Genomic DNA, 24651 nt, shown 5'->3' on the forward strand with positions numbered 1-24651 from the left:
GGGGACCGGCAGGCGGCCCGCACTATCGTGGGAAGGTGCCGGACCGGACGAGGGTGACGATGGCCGACGTGGCACGTGCTGCGGGCGTGTCCGTGATGACGGTCTCCTACGCCTACAGCGCCCCGCACCGGGTCTCCCCGGGGACCCGGGCCCGCGTCGAGACCTCCGCGACGGCCCTCGGGTACGCCGGACCGAACCCGGCCGCCCGCTCCCTGCGCCAGGGTCGGAGCAACAGCATCGCCGTCGTCGTCGGCGAGGGGCTGACCTACGCCTTCGACGACCCGGAGTCGAGCCGGTTCCTGGCCGGCGTCGCGTCGGTGTGCGTCGAGTTCCAGCAGAGCCTGACCCTGGTGCCGGTGAACGGTGACGCCCGGGACGCCGATCGGATCCGTGAGTCCGCCGCCGACGCCTTCGTCCTCTGGACCGGCGTGTCCGACGGACCCCTGCTCGACGCCGTCGTCGCCTCCGGGCGGCGGGTCGCGATCCAGGGCGCCGAGCCGGACTCGCTCCGAGCGCGGCCCGATGTCGACCAGGTCGCGGGTCGGGTGCACGTCGTAACGATCGACGACCGGTCAGCGGCGGCAGCGGTCGCCACCGCCACCTTCGCCGGCGCCGCACGTCCGGCCGTCGTCAGCTTCGCCCTCGAGGACGAGCAGGAGGCCACGGTGGTCCACGGTCCCGCCCTCGACGACGTCCGGTTCCCCGGGGCCCGTCAGCGGCTCCGCGGCTACCGGGACGCGGTCGAGGCCGCGGGACACCGCTGGGCCGACGTCCCCGTCGCGGTCGTCGGACGGAACCACCGCCAGGACGCCCGACCCGTCATCGAGGAACTGCTCGGCGGTGCCGACGCCCAGGAGTCCGCGCCGGACGCCGTCGTCGCGATGAGCGACCAACTCGCCCTCGCGGTGCTCGACGTCCTCACCGAGACCGGCCGGAGCACACCGGGGGACGTCGCGGTGAGCGGCTGGGACGACTCCCCGGAGGCTGCGCAGCACGGGCTGACGAGCGTGCACCAGGCGCTCGAGGAGCAGGGCACCCAGTGCGCCCTGCTCGCGCTCGGACAGGTGACCGCGGCGCCCACTGCTCCCTGGTCGCTGGCCCTGCGGACCACCACCCGGCCGGAGCGACCGTGAGGCGTTCCGTCGCGCTCGCCGTCGTCACAGGGCTCGCGCTCGGTCTGCCGTTCGGCGTCGCCGGGTGCCAGCCGACAGCCACGGCGCCGGTGGGTGTCGCGGACCGGACGCCGAGCGCGAGTGCCTCGCCGGCGCCGGCAGCCACCATGAGTGCCGCAACCAGGCGGGCGTTCGACGGGCTCGAGGGCGCGCACGACGCCCGCCTCGGTGTCGTCGCGATCGACACCGGCAGCGGGGCCACGGTCACGCACCGGGCCGGGGAGCGCTTCGCGTTCGCATCGGCGGCGAAGGTGTTCATCGCCGCGACCGTGCTCGACGACGCGTCACCCGCCGACCTCGACGCCGTCGTGCCGATCGAGCAGCGCGACCTGCTCTCGTACGCCCCGGTGACCTCGCAGCACGTCGGCTCGGGCATGACCGTCCGCGCGCTCCTCGACGCGATGCTCCGCTCCAGTGACGACACGGCCGCGAACCTGCTCGTCGCGCGGGTCGGCGGCCCGTCGGTCGTGCAGCAGTGGCTCCGCGGGATCGGTGACCAGGTGACACAGGTCGTCCGGATCGAGCCGGACCTCAACGAGGCCACCCCGGGCGACGACCGTGACACGACCACGCCGGCCCAGTTCGCCGCGGACCTGCGGACGGTCCTGCTCGGCGACGCCCTGCAGCCGGACGACCGGGAGCTGCTCGTCGACACGATGGCGGGCACCACCACCGGCGACGCGACGATCCGCGCCGGGGTGCCGACGGGCTGGACCGTCGCGGACAAGACCGGCACCGGCTCCCACGGGGTGCGGAACGACGTCGGGATCGTCACACCACCCGGCGGGGCCCCGATCGTCCTCGTCGTGATGACCAGCCGGTCGACGGCGGACGCCGAGCCGGACGACGCGCTCGTCGCCGCGGCCACCCGGACGGCCGTCGCGGCCCTGCGCGGCTGACGCCGGCGCGGACGACGGACGGGAGGCTGCCCACCAGCTGGTGGGCATCCTCCCGTTGCGTCGTGCGGTTGCGTCAGGAGACCGGCTTGCTGTCGTGGATCCAGCCCGCGAGCTTCGTCATGTAGTCGGCCTGCGAGGCGTAGTCGAGGGCGGGGAAGGTCCAGCTGTGAACCTGGCCGGCCTCGAGGGCCGCGTTGCCCGCGAACGTCGGCTGCTTCTCGAGGTCCGAGACCTGGTACCCCTGCTGCGACAGCAGGATCATGTCGCCCGAGATCTGGCCCGCGTTCTCCCAGCTGTAGATGCCCCAGTACCAGCCCTTCGGCTTCGGGACGACGAAGTCGACGCCGAAGTCGGTGTACATCTGCAGCGTCGGCTCGTCGGACGGGCGGGTGACGTAGGCGCCGTCGCCGTCCGCGTACATCGAGACGATGGAGAGGTCGTTCTCCTGCACTGCCTTCTGCAGGGCGCCCTTGGCGGTGTCGAAGTCCTGCTCGGCGGCCTCGACCGTGTCTTCCTTCGCCCCGAGCGACTCGGCCAGGTCGGCGATGTGCTCGATGACGTCCTCGCCCTCGCCGCCCCACTTCACCTGGGCGATCGGTGCGATGGACGCGACCTGCTCCTCCTGCTCCTTGTCCTTGAAGCCGTAGGCCGGCTGCGTGGTGTCGAGCGTGCCCTTGGTGTCCGTCGGGTAGACCGAGGTGACGACGAGGTCGGGCTTCAGGGCCGCGAGCTTCTCGAGGTCGATGTCGCCGTAGCCGGTGCCGAGCTGGGTGATGCCCTTCGTGGCCAGGCCCTCGAAGCGCTGGTCCTTCGCCATGGTCAGCTGGCCGAAGGTGCCGACCGGGTGCAGGCCGTACTCGATGAACGAGATCGCGATGTCGTTGAGGACCACGACGCGCTTCGGGGTGTGGTCGACCTTGACGGTCGCTCCGGTGGCGTCCTCGTACGACCAGGCGCGGGAGGACGCGCTCGTGCCGTCGCCGGCGTCGTCGGATCCACCGGTGCTCGAGCAGCCGGTGAGGATGAGGGCCGTCGCGGTGACGGCGGTCAGGAGGGCGGCACGGACCGTGCCGCGGCGGAGAGTGTTCACGTTAGGTGAGCCTAACCTAACCTGAGTGGATCCACCAGTTCCGGGACGGTTCCCGGCCGGGAGGCGCGTCACACGTCGTGTTCGTCGGCCTCCGGGACCACCATGGGCGCCCCCGTCACCGGGTCCGGGACCACGCGGGCGTGCAGGCCGAACGCCCGCTCGAGGACGGCCGGGGTGAGGACCTCGGCGGGTGTGCCGTCGGCCACGACACCGCCGTCGTGGAGGACGACGAGCCGGTCGGAGTAGCGCGCGGCCAACGTCAGGTCGTGCAGGACCATCACGACCGTGGAGCCCTGCTCCCGGTTGATCCGTCGGACGAGCCGGAGGACGTCGAGCTGGTGCGCGAGGTCCAGGTAGGTCGTCGGTTCGTCGAGCAGGAGCGTGTCCGCCCGCTGCGCCAGCACCAGGGCGATCCAGGCCCGCTGGCGCTGTCCGCCGGACAGGCTCGCGACGTCGCGGTGCGCCACGTCGGTCAGGCCGGTGGCGGCGATGGCGTCCTCGGCCACGGCAGCGTCCTCGGCGGTCCACGGGCGGGCCCAGGACTGGTGCGGGTTCCGGCCGCGCATCACCAGGTCGAGCACGCTCGTCCCGGCCGGAGCGAGGGGTGACTGCGGCAGGATCGCGAGCTTCCGCGCGACGGCCCGGTTCGGTTCCTTCCGGATCGGCGAGCCGTCCAGGAGCACCTCGCCGGCCTGCGGCTTGAGCACGCGGCCGAGCGCCTTGAGGAGCGTCGACTTGCCGCACCCGTTCGCACCGAGGAACGTGGTCACGGTGCCACGCTCGATCGTCAGGTCGAGGTCCCGGATGACCGCGGTCCGGTCGTAGCCGACGGACAGAGCACGGGCCTCCAGGACGGGGGCGGCGTGCTCGCGAGCAGCGGCTGGCGTCGCGGGCGCGACCGAGGGGGTCGTCGTGGTCATCGGGACATCTCCTTGCGGTGACGGATGAGGAGCCAGATCAGGTAGGGGGCGCCGATCACGGTCGTGACGATGCCCACCGGTACCTGCCAGGGGAAGGCCGAGCGGGCGAGCAGGTCTGCGCCGAGGACCAGGACCGCGCCGAGCGCTGCCGACAGCAGCAGTGGCGGCCGGTTCGTCCCCGCGATCCGCAGCGCGATCTGCGGGACCACGAAGGCGACGAAGCCGACCGGGCCGGCGGCCGCGACCGCAGCGGCGGTGAGCACGACCGCCAGCCCGATCACGAGCAACCGGTGGCGCTGGACGCCCAGGCCGACGCCGGTGGCGACCTCGTCGCCGAGTTGCCCGATGCCGAGTGCGGCCGAGGTCGCCAGGGCGATCGGCACCCCGACCGCGGCGATCACCAGCAGCGGCCACACCGTCGTCCACGAGGTGCTCGACAGACTGCCGACCAACCACTGTGACGCGGCCGTGGCCTGGGTGATCTTCGCGCGGACGAGCAGGTAGCTCGTCACGGCGTCGAGCGTCGCACTGACCCCGATGCCGACCAGGATCAGCCGGTGGCTCTGCACGCCGCCGCGCCAGCCGAGACCGTAGACGATCGTCGCCGCGACCAGGGCACCGATCGTCGCGGCGACGGGGATGCCGCCGCCGAGGACCAGCGCGCTGACCGAGGAACTGCCGCCGCCGAGGACGACCGCCGCCACCGCGCCGACGCTCGCGCCGGAGGTCACGCCGATGATGTCCGGCGTCCCGAGCGGGTTGCGGGTGAAGGTCTGCGTCAGGGCTCCGGCGACCGCGAGCGTCAGGCCGACGAGTGCACCGGTCAGGACGCGGGGGAGGCGCAGGGTCGACACGATGAACTGGTCCGGCCCGGACTCGAGGCCGAGCAGGGCGCGGACGACGGTGCCCGGGGCGATGAACGTCGAGCCGATCGCGACACCGAGGACGACGAGCAGCAGTGCCGCGACGACCGCGATGACGGAGGTGGTGAGGACGCGGGGGCGCCAGGCGAGGCCGACCGGGCCGATCCGGATGCCGCGACGGGGGGCGGTGGCGGTCGGTGTGGGACCCGGCGTCGGCGCGGGCGCGTTCGTGGGCGTGCCGGTGTCGACCCGCGTCGTGGCGCTCACAGTGAGACCAGCGATCGGCGGCGGGCGACGGCGACGAACACCGGACCGCCGATGACGGCCAGGACGATGCCGACCTCGACCTCGGCGAACCCGCCGATCAGCCGCCCGACGACGTCCGCGGCCAGGACGAGCACGGCCCCGAGCAGTGCCGACGCCGGCAGGGTCCACCGGTGACCGGTCCCGACCACGGCGCGGGCGACGTGCGGCACGGTCAGGCCGACGAAGGCGATCGGACCGGCCGCGGCGGTGGCGCCGGCGGCCAGCAGGGTGATGCCGCCGAGGCCGACGAGCCGCGCGGTGAGCAGGTCCTCGCCGAGGCCCTTCGCCAGCTCCGACCCGAGGCCGAGTGCGTCGAGGGCGCGGGTGTTCCAGATCGCGAGCACCAGGCCGACGGCCATGAACGGCCATGCCGCAGCGAGCACGTCGAGCTGCCGACCGGACAGGGACCCGACGACCCACAGGCGGTAGGCGTCGAGGGAATCCTGGTCGGTGAGCACGATGAAGGACGTCAGCGCGCCGAGCAGGGCGGACACGGCGGCCCCCGCCAGGGCGAGCGGCACCGGGCTGGCGGTCCCGCTGCCGGCGACGGTCACCGAGAAGACCACGACGCTCGCGACGACCGCGCCGACGAGAGCGAACCAGACCGAGGCGCTGGTGCTCGTCACGCCGAACACGAACGCGCCGAGGACGACCGCCAGGCCGGCGCCCGCGGAGACGCCGAACAGGCCGGGGTCGGCGAGGGGGTTCCGGGTGTGCCCCTGCATGAGCAGGCCCGCGATCCCGAGCGCGGCACCGACGCTCGCGCCGATCAGGGTGCGCGGGACACGGGAGCCCCAGACGATGGCCTCGTCGGTCCCCGATCCGGTCCGGGTCAGGCCGGCGAACACCCGGTCGGCACCGATGTGGTTGCTGCCGAGGAGCATGCTCGCGACCGCCGCGGCGAGGACCAGCACGGCCAGCCCGAGCAGCACCGCCACACGACGTCGGGCCGTCCGTCGGTGCACCCCGGAGGCGCCGATCACCGCTCCGGGCAGGGCGGCCGGCGCGGTCGGGACAGCGAGGGGAGGGGGTGGCACGGAAGCCATATTAGGTTAGCCTTCCCTCATGGCGAAGATCCCGAGGCTGATGCCCGAGAACCCGCGGCTGTTCCGGGCGAGTGTCGTCCGCACCGGACGGCACACCCCGTCGATCCAACGCGTCACCATCGCGAGCGACGAGATCCGCGCCTTCCCGTTCCTGGGCTTCGACCACTGGTTCCGCCTGTTCCTGCAGCGCCCCGAGCAGGACACCTTCGTGATGCCCGAGATCGACGGCGCCAAGTGGTGGCCGCAGTACCTGCGCATCCCCGAGGCCTCGCGCCCGCACTGCGCCAACTACACCGTCGCCGGGCACCGGCCCGAACTCGGCGAGATGGACATCGACTTCGTGGTGCACACCACCGCAGACGGCCAGCTCGAGGGCCGCGCCGCGATCTGGGCCTGCGCCGCCCGCCCCGGCGACGAACTCGCACTCTTGGACCAGGGCTGCATCTTCGACTGCCCGGACGACGCCAGCGAGGTCGTCATCGCCGCCGAGGAGACCGGCCTCCCCGCCGTCGTCGGCATCGCCCGGTCCCTGCCGCGCGACACCATCGGCCGCATCATCCAGGAGGTCCCCTCGGCGCTCGACATCCGCGACCTGGACGCGCCCGTCGGGGTCACCGTCACCTGGCTCGTCCGCGGCGACGCCCACGCGGTGCCCGGACGTGCGGCGCTCGCCGAACTGCAGCGGCACGTGCCCTGCGACGACCTCGGCTACGCGTTCGTCGTGGGGGAGTCCCGGCTCGCCACCGAGGGCCGCCGCCACCTGCACCGAGCGGGGCTGCCGAAGTCGCGCATCACCTTCTCGGGGTTCTGGAAGCACGAGGCGCGCCAGCCCGTCCTCGCCTGACGGACCGACCCCGCCCCGCGTATCCTCTCGCCATGAGCTGCCGCCTGAGCGAACTGGTCCTGAACTGCGACGACCCCGAGGCCCTGTCCCGCTTCTGGTGCGCCGTCCTCGACTACGTCGAACTCGGCAAGGACGAGGACGGCATCGAGATCGGCCCCGCCTCCGGCTTCGGCGGCGCGACGCCGACGATCATCCTGTCCCGCGTGCCGCACGCGAAGACACAGCCCCTGCGCCTGCACATCGACGTCAACCCGGTCGACCGCGACCAGGACGCCGAGCTGGAACGGCTGCTCGCGCTCGGTGCCCGCCCGGCGGACGTCGGGCAGACCGGCGAGGAGTCGTGGCACGTGCTGCAGGACCCGGAGGGCAACGAGTTCTGCCTCCTGCGGTCACGGCTCGCGCCGCTCGCCGGCTGACGGAACCGGTTCCACCAGGCGTGGACCGCACCCACGACGGACGGGAGGCTCCCCACCAGCTGGTGGGGAGCCTCCCGTCCGTCACGTGGTCCGGACGCGTCGTCCGGGCCGGACCTCAGCCCTTCAGACCCGAGCCGGTGACACCCTCGACGATCTGCCGCTGGAAGATCAGGTACAGGATGATCAGCGGCAGCGCCGCCAGGATCGCACCCGCCTGGATGTCCGCGTAGCGCTGACCGAAGCTGCCCTGGACCGTGGCGAGCCCGACCGGGATCGTCATGAGGTCCGGGTTCGACAGCACGAACAGCGGCAGCAGCAGGTTGTTCCAGACCCCGACGAAGGTCAGGATCGTCACCGCGGCGATCACCGGACGCGACAGCGGCAGGATGACCGACCAGTAGATCTTCCAGATGCCGGCGCCGTCGATGCGGGCTGCCTCTTCCAGCTCCTTCGGGATGCCGTCGAAGAACTGCTTGAAGATGAACACCGCGATCACGGCGGGCACCTGCGGGAAGATCACCGACCAGTAGGTGTTGAGCAGGTTGACCGCGTTGAGCTCCTGGAAGATCGGGATGATCAGGACCTGCGTCGGGATCATGATGCCCAGGATGATGAGCAGGAACGCGATGTTCCGACCGCGGAACACGAGCCGGGACAGAGCGAACGCCGCCATCGACGCGAAGATCACCGTGAGCACCGCGGTGACGACGCTCGTGATGCCGCTGGCCAGGTACCAGTTCCAGATGTCGCCGGACTGGAACAGTGACGCGTAGGAGTGCAGCGTCGGGTTCCAGTTCGACAGGATCGACTTCGCGCCGAGCGCTGCCACGCCGTTGTCGGACAGCGAGGTCTTCAGCGCGAACAGGCTCGGGATGAGCCAGATGATCGCGAACACCGTCAGGACGACGGCCGACGCGATCGTGAAGCCGCGGCCGCTGACGCCGATCTTCGCGGCGCTCGTCGGAGCGGCCGAGGAGACGCCGGTGCGGAGCTTGGCGCGTCCGGTGGTGATGCTCTCGGTGGCGGTCATGTCAGGCTCCGATCTCACGCTTGGCGGCAGCGCGCTCGACGAGCTGCCGGATGACCGCGATGGCGACGATCACGATGAACAGCAGGACCGACGCAGCCGAAGCGGCGCCGAGCCGGTTGTCGGTGAACCCGACACCGGTGATGAGCTGCAGCGAGACCTGGGTCGAGATGCCCGGGCCGCCGTTCGTCATCAGGTACACCTGGTCGAAGATCTTCAGGCTCGCGATGATCTGCAGCAGGATGACGAGCGTCGTCGTGCGACCGAGCAGCGGGAGGGTGATCGACTTGATCTGCTGCCAGTTCGAGGCACCGTCGACGGCGGCGGCCTCGTACAGCTCGCGGGGGATCTCCTGCAGGCCGGCCAGGTACAGCACGAAGTTGAAGCCGAGCGTCCACCAGACCGTGGCGATGGCGACGCCGATCATCGCCGTGTTCGGGCTGGACAGCATGCCGGAACCCGGGGTCAGACCGATCGCGGACTGGATCGTCGCGAACAGGCCGGTGGCCGGCGTGAAGATGAACACCCAGATCAGCGAGATCGTCGCGGACGGCAGGATGAACGGCAGGAAGAACGCCAGGCGGAAGAACCACTGGCCCTTGTTCATCCGGTTCGTCAGCACCGCGAAGACGAACGCCAGGATCACCAGCGGCGGTGTCGTGTACAGCGTGAACTGCAGCGTGTGCCAGAGCGAGGACCAGAAGTCGGAGCGTCCGAGCATCTCGGCGTAGTTCGCGAACCCGGCGAAGCTGCCGAGGCCGGTGCGCACGGTCGATGTGTTGAAGAAGCTCGTGACGATCATCCAGATCGTCGGGCCGAGCAGGAAGGCCACGTAGAACAGGCCGAAGGGGGCGAGGAAGAGCCACCCGCTGCGGCCCTGCCCGCGGGTGAGGCTGGTCCGGTATGAGCGGCGCGGCCGCGGCGCGAGGGTCGCGTCCGTCGGCCGGTCGAGAACTGGTGCTGTGGTCACGTCATCGTGCCTTTCGCGCGGTGTTCACGTCGTTCGTGGTGTGCAGGTGGCCGGTGGTCGCGTGCCCGGTCACAGCGGGCTCGGGGTGTTCAGGTAGGTGGCCAGCTGGCTCTTGATCGCGCTGAGTGCCTGCGCGGGACTCGAGCTGCCCTGCTGGACGAGTGCGAGCTGTGCGCCGACCGTGCCCTCGAAGGTGGAGCCCGACCCGCCGTACCAGGCGGCGTCGTCGAAGACCGCGGTCTCGGCGGCGGCGGCGTAGTTCGACTGCGGCTTGAGGTCCTTGTACTGGGTGCTGTCGAACGTGGGCATGTAGGCCGGGACGTGCCCGCCCTCGGCCCAGGTCAGACTCTGCTCGAGCATCTGCTTGATGAACAGCATGGCGGCCTTCTTCTGCGCCGGGGAGCGGTCCTTCTTCGGCAGGATGAACGTGTGCGAGTCGGCCTGGGTGGCGGGCTTGTCGTAGAGCGTCGGGATCGGCGCCATGCCGAACTTCAGCCCCTTGATCGACTGGGCGGTGCTGATCTCCCACTCGCCCTGCATGAAGAAGCCGGCCTTGCCGTCGAACATCAGCGACTGTGCGGTGGCGTAGTCCAGGGCCTTGTTCATCCAGCCCTGCTTCACCCACTTCTGCGTGCGGCTGGTGACCTCGTTGTAGGCGTCCTCGTTGACGGTGAGCTTCCCGCCGCCGTCGCTGATGAACGGTGTCGCGCCGTCGATCTGGTTGTACATCGTCCAGAAGAACCGCCACGGAGTCGCGGTCTCGGGAACGACGTTCGCGACGTTGAGCGCGGTGCCGCCGGTGACCTTCGACACGGCCGCCAGCGCGCTCTCGAACGCGTCCATGCCGTCGAGGCTCTTCAGCTCGCCGTTGCTGTCGAGCAGCCCGGCCTTCTGGCAGACATCGACGTTGTAGAACAGCACGAACGGGTGCGTGTCGAGCGGGATCGCGATGTTGGCGCCGTCGGTCTTCTGCGCGGCCCAGGCCTTCTGGTTGAAGTCGCTCGCCTTCAGTCCCACGCCGGCGAGGTCCTCTGCCGTGATCGGGTCGAGCAGGTCGCCGTCCCAGAGCGGCTTCGCCCGGGTCAGGTGGGCGATCGCGACGTCCGGCGGCTTGTTCCCGACGGTCGCGAGTGTCAGCTTCGAGTAGTACGGGTTGCCCCAGGCGAACGTGGTCGCCTGCAGGGCGGACGAGCCGCCGTGCTGCTTGGCGTAGCCGTCCTCCATCGCCTGCATGCGGACACCGTCGCCACCACCGAAGAGGTTCCAGAAGACCAGGGTCTCGGGATTGAGGGCACTGCCGGCGAGACCGGCCGAGAGCGGGCTCGAGCACGCGGCGAGGGGGAGGACCGTTGCGGCCGCCGCTCCGGCGGCGAGCAGGCTCCTGCGGGTGAACGTTGACCCGCGGAGGGGTGGGACGGATCGGTTCGGCATGGCATCACTCCATCGGGACGGGCCGAAGCGGGACTCCATCCGGGTGGACGTCGTCCCGATCGCGGGGCGTCGGTGCCCCGTGAGCGCTCACGTTAGCGCCGCGCCGACCTGCGCGCCAGCCCTTCCGTCCCGTGTCGACACCCGATACCGTTTCCCGTAGGTGAGCGCTCACTTCCGTGACACCGCGGAACACCCGTGCTCGACGCACAGCCTGATCGAAGGAGATCCATGCCCCGCACACACCTCGTCCTCGACTCCGCGTTCACGGTGGGCCCCGTGCGACGCCGACTGTTCGGCGGCTTCGTCGAACACCTCGGCCGCCACGTCTACGACGGCATCCACGAACCCGCGCACGAGTCGGCCGACGAGCACGGCTTCCGCAAGGACGTCATCGAACTCGTCAAGGAGCTCGGCGTCACGACCATCCGCTACCCCGGCGGCAACTTCGTCTCCGGCTACAAGTGGGAGGACGGCGTCGGCCCGGTCGAGCAGCGTCCCCGCCGACTCGACCTGGCGTGGCACTCGACCGAGACGAACGAGGTCGGCCTGCACGAGTTCCAGCAGTGGCTCGACTCGGTGGGCTCGGAGCTCATGCTCGCCGTGAACCTCGGCACCCGCGGGGCCGCCGAGGCCATCGAGTTGCTCGAGTACGCGAACATCCGGGGTGGCACCGCCCGCTCCGAGGAGCGCAAGGCCAACGGCCGCGAGGAGCCCTTCGGCATCACCATGTGGTGCCTCGGCAACGAGATGGACGGCCCGTGGCAGCTCGGCCACAAGAACGCCGAGGACTACGGCAAGCTCGCCGCGATGACCGCCAAGGCGATGCGGCAGATCCAGCCCGACCTCGAGCTCGTCGCCTGCGGGTCCTCCGGAGCGTCGATGCCGACGTTCGGCGAGTGGGAGCGCACCGTCCTCGAGCACGCGTACGAGGACGTGGACTACATCTCGGCGCACGCCTACTACGAGGAGGACCAGGACCTCACCTCGTTCCTCGCCTCCGGCGCCAACATGGACCACTTCATCAAGACGGTGACGACCGCCGCGGACCACGTGCAGGCGCACAAGGGCTCCGACAAGCGGATCGACATCTCGTTCGACGAGTGGAACGTCTGGTCGATCACGAAGTGGGAGGCGATGGCCAAGACGTTCACGCTCGAGGACTGGCCGGTCGCCCCGCGCCTCCTGGAGGACGTCTACACCGTCGCGGACGCCGTCGTCCTCGGCGGGCTGCTCATCTCGCTCCTGCGGCACGCCGACCGAGTCGCGTCGGCGTCGATCGCGCAGCTCGTCAACGTGATCGGCCCGATCATGACCGAGCCCGGTGGCGAGGCCTGGCGGCAGACCACGTTCTTCCCGTTCTCGGTCACCTCGCGCCTGGCCCATGGGACCTCGCTCAACGTCGTCGCCTCGGGTGACACCGTCGACGGCGGGAAGCACGGCACCGTCCCGGTCGTCGATTCGGCCGCCACGGTCGAGGACGGCCGCGCTGCGGTGTTCCTCGTCAACCGCCACCAGACCGAGAGCACCACGGTCACCATCGACCTGTCCGGGCTCGACGTCGACGGTGACGTGCACGCGGAGGGCATCTGGGACGATGACCTGCACGCCGTGAACGACCTGTCGAACACCTCCCGGGTCGGACTGCGGACCAACGAGTCCGTCCGCCGCGAGGGTGACACGATCACGATCGAGCTGCCGCCGGTCTCCTGGACGGCGCTCTCGATCGGGTAGACGCCTCGGCGCGCGCTGCGTGCGGCGAGCGTCGAGTGAGCAGAGGACGCCGGGTCCCTTCGGGGGCCCGGCGTCCTTCTCGTGTGGTGCCGCAGCAGTCCGGTTCGAGAAAGCGACAGATGTGCGCGTCTCGTCGGCCGCTTTCTGTCGCTTTCGCGCGCACAACCGCCTGCCCCGCCTGCCGCTCCGTCGGCCAGCCGGGAGGCGCGTGGCGGGTCCGCGCCGCGCCTCCCGGCAGCGACATGGGCGCGGAAGCGACACATGGGCGCCGGAGGACCGCGGTGATCCGTCGCTTTCGCGGACTGGACCGGCGGCCGCCGGCCCGCCGCCGTGCCGCCAGCGGCCGCCGGCGCGGCTAGCGCGGCGCCGGCGCGGCCGTGCTCGCGCGCACGACGAGCCGCACCGGCACCAGGTCGGTCGCCGCCGTGGCGGCACCGCCCTCGATCTGGCGCAGGAGGGTGGCGACCGCGCGGCGCCCGACCTCGTCGAAGGACTGGTGCACGGTGGTGAGCGGCGGCCAGAACGAGTCCGACTCGGGGGAGTCGTCGAAGCCGACGACGCTGAGCGTGGACGGGACGGCGCGGCCGAGCTCGTGGCAGGCACGCAGGACCCCGAGCGCGGTCTGGTCGTTCGCCGCGAACACCGCGGTGATCTCGGGGCGACGGGCGATCTCGAGGCCGGAGCGGTAGCCGGACGACGTGCTCCAGTCGCCCTCGAGCACGGGTGGGACCGTCCGTCCGGCTGCGGTGAGCGTGGCACTCCACGCGGCCTGTCGCCTCGCCGCCGAGTACGACGACGCGGGGCCGGCCACGTGCCAGACCGTGTCGTGCCCGAGGTCGAGCAGGTGCTGGGTCGCCAGTCGGGCGCCGTCGGCCTGATCGGTGTCGATCGCCGGGTGGTCGGTCGTGCCGGTGGAGTCCACGACGACCATCGGGACACCGTCGGGCAGTTCGACCTCGGCGGTGTCGATCACGTGGGACTCGATGATGATGACCACGCCGTCGACGGCCTGTTCGTGCAGGCGGGAGAACGCGGAGCGGACGCCCTCCTCGGTCCGCGATGCCATCGGCAGCAGCGTGATGGTGAAGTCGGCGACCCCTGCGGCGTCGGCGATGGCCTCGAGCGTGCGCATGTTGCCGTAGGACGCCAGGGTGAACATGATCACGCCGATGGTCCGGAACCGTCCGGAGCGCAGGGCCCGCGCGGCACGGTTGGGGCGGTAGCCGAGCTCGGCCATCGCCTGCTGGACGCGGGTGCGGGTCTCGGGGCTGACGTTGTCGAAGCCGCGGGCGACCCGGGAGACGGTCTGCATCGAGACACCGGCAGCCTCGGCCACGGCGGCGAGCGACGGGGCGCGGCGGGCGGAAGCCGCAGCGTCCGTGGTCGTCGAGATGGTCACGCGCTGCCTTCCTCGGAACGGTTCGGGTCGGCGCCTGCGCACGGCCACTCCTGCGAACGCTAGTGCATGTTGACGTTGCCATGCTATGGTCGCCAGCGTTCGATGTTGACGTCAACATCAGGGCCGGTCGCAGCACGACCACCGGCGCTGGGAGACCCGTCGACGTCAGTCAGGACACGACGAAGGAGTCACATGAGCACGCTCACCGCGCGGAGCCCCGAGGCGGCGCCGCGACGCACGGGCACCACGCCCGCACCGCGTCGCCGTGGGAAGCCCCGGGGGCGGATGACCGGCTGGCTCTTCGTCGGCCCGTTCGTCGCCGTCCTCGTCCTGATGCTCATCGTCCCGATCGGCTACGCCCTCTGGCTCAGCCTGTTCCGCGACCAGCTCATCGGCGGCAACCAGTTCGTCTGGTTCGCCAACTACGTCCAGCTCTTCCAGGACGCCAAGTTCTGGTCCGGCTTCGGACGGGTCGCGATCTTCCTCGTCGTGCAGGTGCCGATCATGCTGGGCCTCGCCCTCGTCGCCGCCCTGGCCCTCGACAGCGCCCGCCTCTGGGGCACCGGGTTCTTCCGCATCGCGGTGTTCCTGCCCTACGCCGTCCCCGGGGTCGTCGCAGCCCTGATCTGGGGCTTCATCTACGGCAACCAGTTCGGCCTGACCGGAGCGGCGAACGACGCCCTCGGCATCGACCTGCTGCAGCCGTTCAGTTCGTCGTGGGTCCTCACGAGCATCGGCAACGTGGTCACGTGGGAGTTCCTCGGCTACAACATGCTGATCTTCTACGCCGCCCTCCGCACCGTCCCCGCCGACCTGTACGAGGCCGCCGAGCTCGACGGCGCCGGCCCGATGCGCACCGTCTTCTCGATCAAGCTCCCGGCTCTCCGCGGCCCGATGGTCATCGCCACGATCTTCTCGATCATCGGCAGCTTCCAGCTCTTCAACGAGCCGAACCTGCTGAAGACCCTCGCCCCGAACGTCATCGGCAGCGCCTTCACGCCGAACATGTACGCCTACTCGCTGTCCTTCAGCGGCCAGCAGTTCAACTACTCCGCCACCGTCGCGATCGTCATGGGCGTCATCACCGCAGTCATCGCCTACGTCGTGCAGGTCCGCGGCACCCGACAGGAGAACCGATGAGCACCCTGCAGCACCCCGCCACCGGTCCCGCCGGGCCGGCCACGGTGACCGAGGCGACCACGACGCAGGGTGACCCGCGCGAACGCCGCACCCGAGCCTCCCGGAAGGCGGCGCAGCCCGTCGACGGACGCAAGGTGAAGCGCTCCGGTCTGCTGACCGCGGTCATGGTCGTGTTCGTCGTCTACTCGTTCGCGCCGCTGTTCTACCTGCTGGTGAACAGCACGAAGACGCAGGCGTCACTGCTCTCCACCTTCGGCCTGTGGTTCGGCGGGGACTTCAACCTGTGGCAGAACATCGTCGACACGCTCACCTACAACGACGGCATCTTCGTCCAGTGGCTCGGCAACACACTGCTCTACGTGGTGGTCGGTGCCGGGGGAGCGACCCTGCTCGCGACGGTCGCCGGCTACGGCATGGCCAAGTTCCAGTTCCCCGGCCGTCGCGCGGTGTTCGCCATCGTCCTCGGCGCGATCGCCGTCCCGGGCACCGCCCTGGCCGTCCCGACCTTCCTGCTCTTCTCGCAGGTGGGCCTGACGAACACCCCGTGGGCGATCATCCTGCCCTCGTTGATCAGCCCGTTCGGCATGTACCTGATCTGGACCTACGCGGTCGAGGCGATCCCCACCGAACTCATCGAGGCCGCCCGCATGGACGGTGCCGGCGAGTTCCGGATCTTCTTCACCATCGCATTGAAGCTCCTGGCACCCGGTGTCGTCACGGTCCTGCTGTTCGCGGTCGTCGCTACCTGGAACAACTACTTCCTGCCGCTCATCATGCTGAGCGACCCGAAGTGGTACCCGCTGACCGTCGGTTTGAACCAGTGGAACGCGCAGGCCACCGGCTCCGGTGCGCAGCCGATCTACAACCTCGTCGTCACCGGCTCGCTCCTCACGATCATCCCGATCGTGGTGGCGTTCCTCTTCCTCCAGCGCTTCTGGCAGTCCGGCCTCGCGGCCGGGTCCGTCAAGGCCTGATCCCGCCCTCCGGCCCCGGTCAGCAGCACCGGACCCCGGCCGGGAGGCACGGCGCGGCCCCGCGGGGACCGCACCGGCACCGAGCAGTCCCTCCTCCACGAAGAAGCACCTTCTTCACGATGAAGTGAAAGGCACCACCATGCAGAAGCGTCTCCGGCGCGGGCTCAGCGCCCTCGCCATCGGCGTCACCGCCGCGATGGCCCTCGCCGCCTGCGCGTCCGGCGGCTCCGGCTCCGGCGGCTCGGCCTCGGACATCGACAAGGCCCTCGATCAGGGCGGCACCCTGACCTACTGGTCGTGGACCCCCTCCGCGAAGGACCAGGTCGCCGCGTTCGAGAAGGCCTACCCGAAGGTGAAGGTCAAGCTCGTCAACGCCGGTACCGGCGCCGACCAGTACACGAAGCTGCAGAACACTGTGAAGGCCGGCTCGGGCGCCCCCGACGTCGCCCAGGTCGAGTACTACGCGCTCCCGCAGTTCGCCCTCTCCGAGTCGCTGCTCAACCTGTCCGACTACGGCTTCGGCGACCTGAAGAGCAAGTTCGCGGCGAGCACCTGGAACTCGGTCTCGATGGACGGCAAGGTCTACGGGCTGCCCCAGGACTCGGGCCCCATGGCCATGTTCTACAACAAGAAGGTCTTCGACGAGTACGGCATCGAGGTGCCGAAGACGTGGGACGAGTACGTCGCAGCCGCCAAGAAGCTGCACCAGGCCGACCCCGAGAAGTACCTGGCGGCCGACTCCGGGGACGCGGGCTTCACCACGAGCATGATCGCCCAGGCCGGCGGCACCCCGTTCACCACCGACGGTGACGAGGTGACGATCAACCTGCAGGACGAGGGCACCAAGAAGTGGACCAAGACCTGGGACGAGCTCGTCGAGCAGAAGCTCCTGTCCAAGACCGTCGGCTGGACGGATGACTGGTACAAGCAGCTCGGCAACGGCCAGATCGCCACGCTGATCACCGGCGCCTGGATGCCCGGCAACCTCGAGGCCAGCGTCGCGGACGCCAAGGGTGACTGGCGCGTCGCCCCGATGCCGACCTACGACGGCGGCACCGCGGCCACCGCGAACAACGGCGGCAGCGCCGAGGTCGTCATGAAGCAGTCGAAGAACCCGGCCCTCGCCGCCGGCTTCCTCAAGTGGCTGAACTCGTCGAAGGCCTCGACCAAGGTCTTCATGGAGTCCGGCGGCTTCCCGTCCACCACCGCCGACCTCGAGTCGTCCGCGTTCCTCGACGAGAAGCCGGACTACTTCGGTGGCCAGCAGATCAACAAGGTGCTCGTCGACGCGTCCAAGGCGTCGGACAACGACTTCACCTACCTGCCGTACCAGGTGTACGCGAACAGCGTCTACGCCGACACCGTCGGGCAGTCGTACGAGAAGGGCACGTCGCTCGAGTCGGGTCTGTCCGCCTGGCAGGACGCCCTCGTGAAGTACGGCAAGGACCAGGGCTTCACGGTCTCGACCAAGTAGCCCCACCACATCGACGCGGCCGTGCGGGTTCTCCGCACGGCCGCGTTCCCACGAGACGCGTCGCCACCAGACGTGTTCCCACCAGAAAGACGTGACATGCGCTTCGCCATCGGCGACACCGACTTCCTGCTCGACGGGCAGCCGCACCGGGTGCTCTCCGGTGCGATCCACTACTTCCGCGTCCACCCCGACCTGTGGGCCGACCGGATCCGCAAGGCCAAGCTCATGGGTCTGAACACCGTCGAGACCTACGTCGCGTGGAACGCGCACGAGGCCACCCCAGGCACCTTCGACTTCACCGGAGGGCTCGACCTCGGCCGGTTCCTGGACCTCGTCGCCGCCGAGGGCATGCACGCCATCGTCCGGCCCGGCCCCTACATCTGCGCCGAGTGGACGAACGGCGGCCTGCCGTTCTGGCTGTTCACCGACCGCACGGTCGGGATCCGCCGCGACGAACCGCAGTTCCTCGCCGCGGTCGGCCGCTACCTCGACGCCCTCGCCGCGATCCTGGTTCCGCGGCAGATCGACGCCGGCGGCCCGATCGTGCTCGTGCAGGTGGAGAACGAGTACGGCGCGTACGGGTCCGACCCCGTCTACCTCGAGAAGCTCGAGCGCATGCACCGCGACATCGGGCTCACCGTGCCGTTCACGAGCGTCGACCAGCCGATGGGCTCGATGCTCGAGGACGGGTCGCTGCCGTCGCTGCACAAGACCGGCTCGTTCGGCTCCCGCTCCACGGAACGTCTCGCACGCCTCCGCCAGGCGCAGCCGACCGGTCCGCTGATGTGCTCCGAGTTCTGGGACGGCTGGTTCGACAGCTGGGGCGAGCACCATCACACCACCTCGGCCGCAGCCTCGGCGTCGGACCTGGACGACCTGCTCGCCGCTGGCGGCTCGGTGAACGTCTACATGTTCCACGGCGGCACGAACTTCGGGTTCACCAACGGCGCGAACGACAAGGGCGTGTACCGGCCGATCGCGACGTCGTACGACTACGACGCCCCGCTCGACGAGGCCGGTCGCCCCACCGAGAAGTTCCACGCCTTCCGGCAGGTCATCGCCCGTCACGCTCCGGTCCCCGACCTGCCCGCGTCGATGCAGCCCGGCGGGTCCGGTCGGCTCACGACGGACGCCGTCGCCGGCCTGGAGGCACGCCCCACCCCCGCCTGGGACGTCGCCGTCCGCCTGGACCGCGTCCTCCCGCTCGCTGGCCTCCTGCCGACGATCACGTCCTGGACCACGCACGAGACGCCGCCGACGTTCGACGAGTTGGGCGCCGCCTCCGGGTTCGTCCTGTACCGGACGGAGGTCGACCTGCCCGAGGGTGGCGTGCTGACCGTCGCCGAAGAGGTCCGCGACCGTGCCCTCGTCCGCGTCGACGGTCGGACCGTCGGCGTCCTGGAGCGGGAGCACCACGACCGTGCCATCGCCCTGCCACCGGTGACGGGCCTCCTGGAACTGCTCGTCGAGGACCAGGGACGCGTCGACTACGGGCCGCGCATCGGCGAGCCGAAGGGACTGATCGGAGCGGTCCGGATCGACGACGACGTCCTGTCCCGCTGGACCGTCTCGCCCCTGGCACTCGACCCGGTGCCGGAGGACGCGCTCGACGCCCTGCGGACCGCGGCGACGTCGGCGGGGGAGACCCTGGCCGGTCCGGCGTACGCCATGGGGTCGTTCGACCTGGCCGAGAGCGGCGCGGACCTCGACCGCTACCTCGCGCTCGACGGGTTCCGGAAGGGCGTCGCCTGGGTCAACGGGTTCTGTCTCGGCCGGTACTGGTCACGAGGCCCACAGGCGACGCTCGCCGTCCCCGGCCCCGTGCTCCGGCCCGGACGGAACGAGGTCGTCGTCTTCGAGGTGCACGCATCGGCGTCCCGGACCGTCTGCATGTGCGTCGAGCCGGCGCTCGGGCACACCGAGGCCTGACCCGCCTGCACCGCGAACGGCCCCGGGGGTGCCCGGGGCCGTTCGTCACGTCGTGGTCAGCCGATGTCGGTCAGCAGGTCGGCTCCGGCACGAGCACCGCGATCCGGCCGACCCGCACGACCGGGACACCGCCGCGGTCGCCCTGTCGTTCGCCGGCGAACCGGACGAGCACGCCGGGCTCGGTCCGCTCGGCCTCGACGAGCGCGGCCGCCTGGGCCGGCGTGACGAGCAACTCCCACGGGCGGCGGACCCCGGCGCTGTCCTCGGAGCAGAGTTCCAGCAGGACGCCGACCCTGGCGCCGGCCGGGCCGCCGGCCGTGCTCGTGCCGGTGCGCAGCCCCACCAGTGCGCCCGTGTGCGTGACGATGTCGTTCATGGTCCCCCTCGTTCCTCGGCGTCCTCGCCGCGACGAGCCTACGGCCGCGAGGATCCCTCGCGCCTCATCCGGAAGGTGGGGAACCGTCCGAGCCACGTCCATCGGACGGGTGACCGGCGGTCGCACCTTCCGCCGGCCGTCGTGCGACTTCGGCTGACGGGTGTCGTCGGTCACGGCGACTCGTCGAGCCGGTCGAGGTCGGCGAGGGCCTGCTCGGCCTGCGCGATCCGCTCGGGCACTGGTCGGGACCACCACTCGGGCCCACGCTCGCCGAGTCCGTGCTTGGCGAGGCCGTTCCGGTGTCGGGTCCGGGCGACGGCGTCCTCGTCCCCGGCCTGCTTCGCCTGCCGCACCCCGTTCCGGCCGCGGCCGAGGTGGGACCGGAGCCGAGCGGCGAGGTCCTCGGGGAGCGCCGGGTCGGTCCGCCGCCACCGCCGACCGCCCACGACGAAGAAGTGGTCGTCCTCCACACCGGCGGTCATGCTCCGAGTCTGCCCGAGCGACGTCCGAGGTGTCGGTGGTGACGGGTAGAACGGAGGGCGATGACCGACTCCCGCGTGCGCCCCCTGCTCGACGTCACGCGTATCTACGCCGAGGCCGCGGCGCTCGAACTGCCGCGCGGACAGGAGATCATCGGGCGCTGGCCGGACGCCGAGATCGTCCCGGTCGCGTCGCACTGGCAGATTCCCGAGGTGCACGGCGACGAGCGCAACGTCGCCCGGTGGGTCCGGATCAAGACCGAGGCGCTCGTGCTCGGCGTCAAGAAGTCGATCGTGACGCGCCCGAACGGTCGCTCGGCGGACTTCATTGCTCCCTCGACCGCGAACGGCTGTGCGATGGCGTGCGCGTACTGCTACGTCCCCAGACGCAAGGGCTACAGCAACCCGATCACGGTCTTCGCGAACATCGAGCAGATCACGAAGCACCTCGCCCGGAACATCCACAAGCAGGGTCCGAAGACCGAACCGAACCAGTGCGACCCGGACGCATGGGTCTACGACATCGGCGAGAACAGCGACTGCTCGGTCGACGCGATGCTCAGCGACAACGTGCGCGACCTCTGCGATCTCTTCCGGATGACGCCGACGGCGAAGGCGTCGTTCGCCACGAAGTACGTCAACCGCGACCTGCTCGACTGGGACCCGATGGGCCGCACCCGGATCCGGTTCTCGCTCATGCCGCACGAGACGGCGAAGGTGACCGACATCCGCACCTCGCCGATCGCCGAACGGATCGCGGCGGTCAACGACTTCGTCGAGGCCGGGTACGAAGTGCACCTGAACTTCTCGCCCGTGATCCTCACCCCGACGTGGGAAGCGGACTGGGCCGCGATGCTGCGGGAGGTCGACGACGTGCTGTCCCCGGCCGCGAAGGCGCAGCTCGCAGCCGAGGTCATCTTCCTCACCCACAACGAGCAGCTGCACGAGGTGAACCTGGGCTGGCACCCGAAGGCGGAGGACCTGCTGTGGCGGCCCGAGTTGCAGGAGCAGAAGCTCTCCCAGAACGGTGCCGTCAACATCCGGTACCGCGCAGCGATGAAAGCGCAGCACATCGAGCGCTTCCGACAGCTCGTGGCCGACGACCTGCCGTCCTGCCGGATCCGGTATGCCTTCTGACGTGTACACGGTCTGTGTACACGTGTACCGATCTGCGGTACACTCGGTGAATGCAACTCGCCGCTCCCCTCGCCACGCTCGTCGGCCCCACGCAGGCCGACGCACTCCGCGTCCTCGCTCGGACTGACGCGGCCATGACCGGACGCCAGGTCGCCAGGGTCGCTGGGGCGGCACAGCACACCGGCATCAAGCGCGCACTCGACAAACTCGAGCACTCCGGACTCGTGCGTGTGGAGCGCGGTCTGCAGCACTCCGCCTACCAGGTCAACCGCGAGCACCTGCTGTGGCCAGCAGTCGAGCTCGTGCTCGGCGCGCGAACGGAACTGGAGCGCCGCATCCACGACTTCATCGCGGGGAGCGAAGTCGACGTGTTGTCCGTGTCGATCTTCGGATCGCTCGCCCGGGGAACGGCCACTGACGAATCGGACGTCGACCTGCTCGTGGTGTTCGCTGCGGAGACGAACGTCGATGTGGTCGTCCGTCTCGGCGATCTCGTGCAGCGCTGGACCGGCAACGACTGCCAGGTCTTCGACGTCACTCGTGCTGACCTCGAACGGTACGCCACCGAAGGGGATCCACTCGTGGGCTCGTGGCGCACCGACGCGCACACCGTGTACGGGTCCGACATCCGATCGCTCGTCTGATGCCCCTCCGGACGCGCGTGATGGATGCGACAGCAGTCCGGATGCGACGAGACGAGGCTGAGGCGTACTACGAGGTAGCGGTTCTCTGTGCCGGCTCGACTTCGCATGCCGACTGGAAGGCCGCCGGTTCGAACGCCGTCCTCGGCGGGATCGCGGCGGCCGACGCGATCTGCGGGGCCGTCCTCGGGCAGCACCACGTCGGCGAGGACCACGCGCAGGCCCGACGCCTGCTCGACACGGCTTGCTCACCTGACCGACAGCCAGGCAACCAACACAAACGTCTGACCGACGAGAAGACGAACTTCCAGTACTCGTCTGCTCGCGTGACCCGCGAGCAGACGAGTCGTCTCGTGCTCGCGCTCGAACGCCTCATCGCAGCGATGCGGCAGAAGACCGACCCGAGCCGCTGACCGATCCACGATGGCGTCGGTCGGGCTCACGGCAGGGTCGATCGTGCTGTACCCCGACGATCCCGAGCGGCGGTCCAGACAGGTCGCTCAGTGCGGGCGTCGGATCCGGATCGGCCCCTTGGCGGTGGACGGGTCGATGACGTTCCCGCCCTGGGTGATCTCGACCTCGCCACGGGCGACCATGCGTCGGGCAGCACGTCGGGCGGGTTCCATCAGGTCACGCCAGTCCTCGCCGCCGATCGCCCGGGCAGCGTCGGAGGGGCAGATGCTCGACGTGGTGGCCCGGGCGTCGAGCAGCTCGTCGATGGTGCGCTCGAGCGTCCGGTCGGTGTCATCGAGCTTGTGCCGACGGCAGGCGTCGGAGCACCACTTCGTGTCCGTGTCCGTGTCCGCCGACGCGGGCATGCGCCGCCCGCAGGATGCGCAGGTGCGTTCAGCGTGTGCGGCGTCGAGTCGGCGTGCGTCGTCCTCGGTGCGGATGGCTCGTCCCATGGGCTCATGATCGTCCGCGCCACCGACGCGCATCCAGGCTGGCGGTACCCCGATCGGCGGTTCCGACCAGGGCCGGCTGGCAGCATGCAGGGATGGACCACGACGCCGACCGCACCCCGGAGCCGACGACCAGGACAGGCGAGCCCGCCTGGGTCGAGCACGTGATGTGGTGGCACGTCTACCCGCTCGGCTTCGTCGGTGCGGAGATCCGACCGAGCAGCAGCCCCGACAGCGCTGTGGAGCACCGCCCGGTCGAGCACCGCCTGGGGCGCCTGGAAGCCTGGCTCGACCACGTCGTCGACCTCGGGCTCAACGGGCTGCTGCTCGGGCCGGTGTTCGCGAGCTCGACGCACGGCTACGACACCGTCGACCACTTCCGGATCGACCCGCGCCTGGGCGACGACGCCGACTTCGACCGTCTGGTGGCTGCAGCTCGAGGACGCGGCATCCGGGTCCTGCTCGACGGCGTCTTCAACCACGTCGGGCGCCAGCACCCGGCCTTCCGGGCACTCGCCGAGCAGGGCCCGGACGCCGAGACCGCTCCGCTGTTCGCCGTCGACTGGGACGGCTGGCAGCCCGGGCAGCCGGTGCCGGTCGGTTCGTTCGAGGGGCACGACATCCTGGTGGCGCTCGACCACTCCTCGTCGGCGGCCGAGGACCTGGTCGTCCAGGTCATGACGCACTGGCTCGAGCGTGGCATCGACGGGTGGCGGCTCGATGCCGCCTACGCGGTCCCGCCGGCGTTCTGGGCGCGCGTGCTGCCGCGCGTGCGGGAGCGCTTCCCCGAGGCGTGGTTCTCCGGCGAGGTCATCCACGGCGACACCGCCGCGATCGTCCGCGCGTCGACGATGGACTCCACCACCCAGTACGAGCTCTGGCAGGGCATCTGGCACGGCATCGCGGACCGCAACTGCTACGAGCTGGCGCACGCGATCGAACGGCACGACGAACTGCTGGCCACGTTCGCCCCGAGCACGTTCGTCGGCAACCACGACGTGACGCGGATCGCCTCGGCGGTGGGGGAGGAGTTCGTCGGACACGCGATCGCGGTCCTCTTCACGGTGGCCGGCACCCCGTCGGTCTACGCCGGCGACGAGTTCGCCTGGGCCGGGGTCAAGGAGGACCGCGAGGGCGGCGACGACGCCGTGCGGCCCGCCTTCCCCGCCGGTCCGCCGGAGGTCACCGGCACGGCGGCCGACGTGCTGCACGCCCACCAGGCGCTCGTCGCACTCCGCCGACGGCACCCGTGGCTGCACCGCGCCCACACCGACGTGGTACACCTGGACAACACGGCGCTCGTCCTCCGCACGGCGACCGATCGGGAGGCCGTGGTCACCGCCCTGAACCTCTCGCCCGAACCGGTGGTCCTGCCCGCAGCCGACGCGACGCGGCTCGAGGCGGGCGCGGGGGAACTGCGCGACGGGACCCTGCGCCTCCCGGCCGCCGGTTGGGCCGTCCTGTCCCGCTGACGCAGCCCGCGAC

24 protein-coding genes are annotated in these 24651 nt (G+C 70.6%); 13 read left to right on the top strand and 11 right to left on the bottom strand.

Translation table 11 applies throughout. The features are described from left to right. The first annotated feature begins 59 nt into the window (after positions 1–59). Positions 60–1133 (top strand): LacI family DNA-binding transcriptional regulator, encoded by a 1074-nt coding sequence (locus tag DEJ31_RS11980; RefSeq protein ID WP_111121968.1) that lies wholly within the window; start codon positions 60–62, stop codon positions 1131–1133. After that, positions 1130–2071, top strand: coding sequence for a class A beta-lactamase (bla, locus tag DEJ31_RS11985; RefSeq protein ID WP_111121969.1), 942 nt, complete (start codon positions 1130–1132; stop codon positions 2069–2071). The genes DEJ31_RS11980 and bla overlap by 4 nt, the downstream gene beginning before the upstream one ends. A 73-nt stretch (positions 2072–2144) precedes the next feature. Here the strand turns inward: bla and DEJ31_RS11990 are convergent, their stop codons facing one another. From DEJ31_RS11990 to DEJ31_RS12010, 4 genes are all read right to left on the bottom strand, one after another. Then, the gene (locus DEJ31_RS11990; protein ID WP_146243148.1) at positions 2145–3161 is read right to left on the bottom strand and encodes an ABC transporter substrate-binding protein; all 1017 of its coding nucleotides are present in this window, start codon (positions 3159–3161) and stop codon (positions 2145–2147) included. A gap of 68 nt (positions 3162–3229) precedes the next feature. Then, a complete protein-coding gene (locus DEJ31_RS12000; protein ID WP_110904331.1) occupies positions 3230–4081 on the bottom strand; it encodes an ABC transporter ATP-binding protein in 852 nt (283 codons plus the stop codon). Continuing rightward, on the bottom strand, positions 4078–5211 hold the full coding sequence (locus DEJ31_RS12005) for an iron chelate uptake ABC transporter family permease subunit (RefSeq protein WP_110904332.1): 1134 nt from the start codon (positions 5209–5211) through the stop codon (positions 4078–4080). Before DEJ31_RS12005 ends, DEJ31_RS12000 begins: the two co-directional genes overlap by 4 nt. Next, positions 5208–6287 (bottom strand): iron ABC transporter permease, encoded by a 1080-nt coding sequence (locus DEJ31_RS12010; protein ID WP_258366280.1) that lies wholly within the window; start codon positions 6285–6287, stop codon positions 5208–5210. The genes DEJ31_RS12005 and DEJ31_RS12010 overlap by 4 nt, the downstream gene beginning before the upstream one ends. Before the next feature lie 28 nt (positions 6288–6315). Here DEJ31_RS12010 and DEJ31_RS12015 point away from each other — a divergent pair, with 28 nt between their 5' ends. Then, positions 6316–7140: a siderophore-interacting protein gene (locus DEJ31_RS12015; RefSeq protein WP_111121972.1), complete on the top strand. Its 825-nt coding sequence runs from the start codon at positions 6316–6318 to the stop codon at positions 7138–7140. A 32-nt stretch (positions 7141–7172) separates the two neighbouring features. Further along, positions 7173–7556: a VOC family protein gene (locus DEJ31_RS12020; RefSeq protein ID WP_110904335.1), complete on the top strand. Its 384-nt coding sequence runs from the start codon at positions 7173–7175 to the stop codon at positions 7554–7556. Positions 7557–7671: 115 nt separating this feature from the next. Here the strand turns inward: DEJ31_RS12020 and DEJ31_RS12025 are convergent, their stop codons facing one another. The 3 genes from DEJ31_RS12025 to DEJ31_RS12035 form a co-directional block, all read right to left on the bottom strand. After that, positions 7672–8586 carry a carbohydrate ABC transporter permease gene (locus DEJ31_RS12025; protein ID WP_110904336.1) on the bottom strand — a complete coding sequence of 305 codons (915 nt, stop codon included), beginning with the start codon at positions 8584–8586 and terminating at the stop codon, positions 7672–7674. 1 nt (position 8587) lies between these two features. Beyond that, positions 8588–9553: a carbohydrate ABC transporter permease gene (locus DEJ31_RS12030; protein WP_110904337.1), complete on the bottom strand. Its 966-nt coding sequence runs from the start codon at positions 9551–9553 to the stop codon at positions 8588–8590. A gap of 69 nt (positions 9554–9622) precedes the next feature. Then, positions 9623–10984: an extracellular solute-binding protein gene (locus DEJ31_RS12035; RefSeq protein WP_110904338.1), complete on the bottom strand. Its 1362-nt coding sequence runs from the start codon at positions 10982–10984 to the stop codon at positions 9623–9625. Between the two features lie 228 nt (positions 10985–11212). On the opposite strand from DEJ31_RS12035, the gene DEJ31_RS12040 reads away from it, so the two are divergent. Beyond that, complete coding sequence (locus DEJ31_RS12040) at positions 11213–12715, top strand: alpha-N-arabinofuranosidase (RefSeq protein WP_110904339.1); 1503 nt, start codon at positions 11213–11215, stop codon at positions 12713–12715. A gap of 355 nt (positions 12716–13070) precedes the next feature. Here the strand turns inward: DEJ31_RS12040 and DEJ31_RS12045 are convergent, their stop codons facing one another. Then, positions 13071–14108 (bottom strand): LacI family DNA-binding transcriptional regulator, encoded by a 1038-nt coding sequence (locus DEJ31_RS12045; protein WP_375537627.1) that lies wholly within the window; start codon positions 14106–14108, stop codon positions 13071–13073. 198 nt (positions 14109–14306) lie between these two features. On the opposite strand from DEJ31_RS12045, the gene DEJ31_RS12050 reads away from it, so the two are divergent. From DEJ31_RS12050 to DEJ31_RS12065, 4 genes are all read left to right on the top strand, one after another. Further along, positions 14307–15254: a carbohydrate ABC transporter permease gene (locus DEJ31_RS12050; protein WP_111044050.1), complete on the top strand. Its 948-nt coding sequence runs from the start codon at positions 14307–14309 to the stop codon at positions 15252–15254. After that, a complete protein-coding gene (locus tag DEJ31_RS12055) occupies positions 15251–16228 on the top strand; it encodes a carbohydrate ABC transporter permease (protein WP_111121974.1) in 978 nt (325 codons plus the stop codon). Before DEJ31_RS12050 ends, DEJ31_RS12055 begins: the two co-directional genes overlap by 4 nt. A 139-nt stretch (positions 16229–16367) precedes the next feature. Further along, positions 16368–17702, top strand: coding sequence for a sugar ABC transporter substrate-binding protein (locus DEJ31_RS12060; protein ID WP_110904343.1), 1335 nt, complete (start codon positions 16368–16370; stop codon positions 17700–17702). 96 nt (positions 17703–17798) lie between these two features. Next, positions 17799–19631 (top strand): beta-galactosidase family protein, encoded by a 1833-nt coding sequence (locus tag DEJ31_RS12065; RefSeq protein WP_111121975.1) that lies wholly within the window; start codon positions 17799–17801, stop codon positions 19629–19631. Positions 19632–19701: 70 nt separating this feature from the next. Here DEJ31_RS12065 and DEJ31_RS12070 read toward each other — a convergent pair whose 3' ends face one another. Continuing rightward, on the bottom strand, positions 19702–20007 hold the full coding sequence (locus tag DEJ31_RS12070) for a hypothetical protein (protein WP_111121976.1): 306 nt from the start codon (positions 20005–20007) through the stop codon (positions 19702–19704). A 170-nt stretch (positions 20008–20177) separates the two neighbouring features. Then, positions 20178–20489 (bottom strand): biopolymer transporter Tol, encoded by a 312-nt coding sequence (locus DEJ31_RS12075; RefSeq protein ID WP_111121977.1) that lies wholly within the window; start codon positions 20487–20489, stop codon positions 20178–20180. Positions 20490–20549: 60 nt separating this feature from the next. On the opposite strand from DEJ31_RS12075, the gene DEJ31_RS12080 reads away from it, so the two are divergent. Genes DEJ31_RS12080 through DEJ31_RS12090 form a run of 3 tightly spaced genes read left to right on the top strand, consistent with a single transcriptional unit; the run spans position 20550 to position 22677 of the window. After that, the gene (locus tag DEJ31_RS12080) at positions 20550–21623 is read left to right on the top strand and encodes a spore photoproduct lyase family protein (protein ID WP_111121978.1); all 1074 of its coding nucleotides are present in this window, start codon (positions 20550–20552) and stop codon (positions 21621–21623) included. Positions 21624–21673: 50 nt separating this feature from the next. Then, positions 21674–22267 (top strand): nucleotidyltransferase domain-containing protein, encoded by a 594-nt coding sequence (locus tag DEJ31_RS12085; RefSeq protein ID WP_111121979.1) that lies wholly within the window; start codon positions 21674–21676, stop codon positions 22265–22267. A gap of 41 nt (positions 22268–22308) precedes the next feature. Continuing rightward, a complete protein-coding gene (locus tag DEJ31_RS12090) occupies positions 22309–22677 on the top strand; it encodes a hypothetical protein (protein ID WP_111121980.1) in 369 nt (122 codons plus the stop codon). A gap of 87 nt (positions 22678–22764) precedes the next feature. Here DEJ31_RS12090 and DEJ31_RS12095 read toward each other — a convergent pair whose 3' ends face one another. Further along, positions 22765–23169 carry a DUF3253 domain-containing protein gene (locus DEJ31_RS12095; protein ID WP_111121981.1) on the bottom strand — a complete coding sequence of 135 codons (405 nt, stop codon included), beginning with the start codon at positions 23167–23169 and terminating at the stop codon, positions 22765–22767. Between the two features lie 92 nt (positions 23170–23261). Between DEJ31_RS12095 and DEJ31_RS12100 the strand changes: the two genes are divergently transcribed. After that, complete coding sequence (locus DEJ31_RS12100) at positions 23262–24638, top strand: alpha-amylase family glycosyl hydrolase (RefSeq protein ID WP_111121982.1); 1377 nt, start codon at positions 23262–23264, stop codon at positions 24636–24638. Positions 24639–24651 lie beyond the last annotated feature (13 nt).

The sequence above is a fragment of the Curtobacterium sp. MCPF17_031 genome (assembly GCF_003234035.1).
Lineage (GTDB): Bacteria > Actinomycetota > Actinomycetes > Actinomycetales > Microbacteriaceae > Curtobacterium.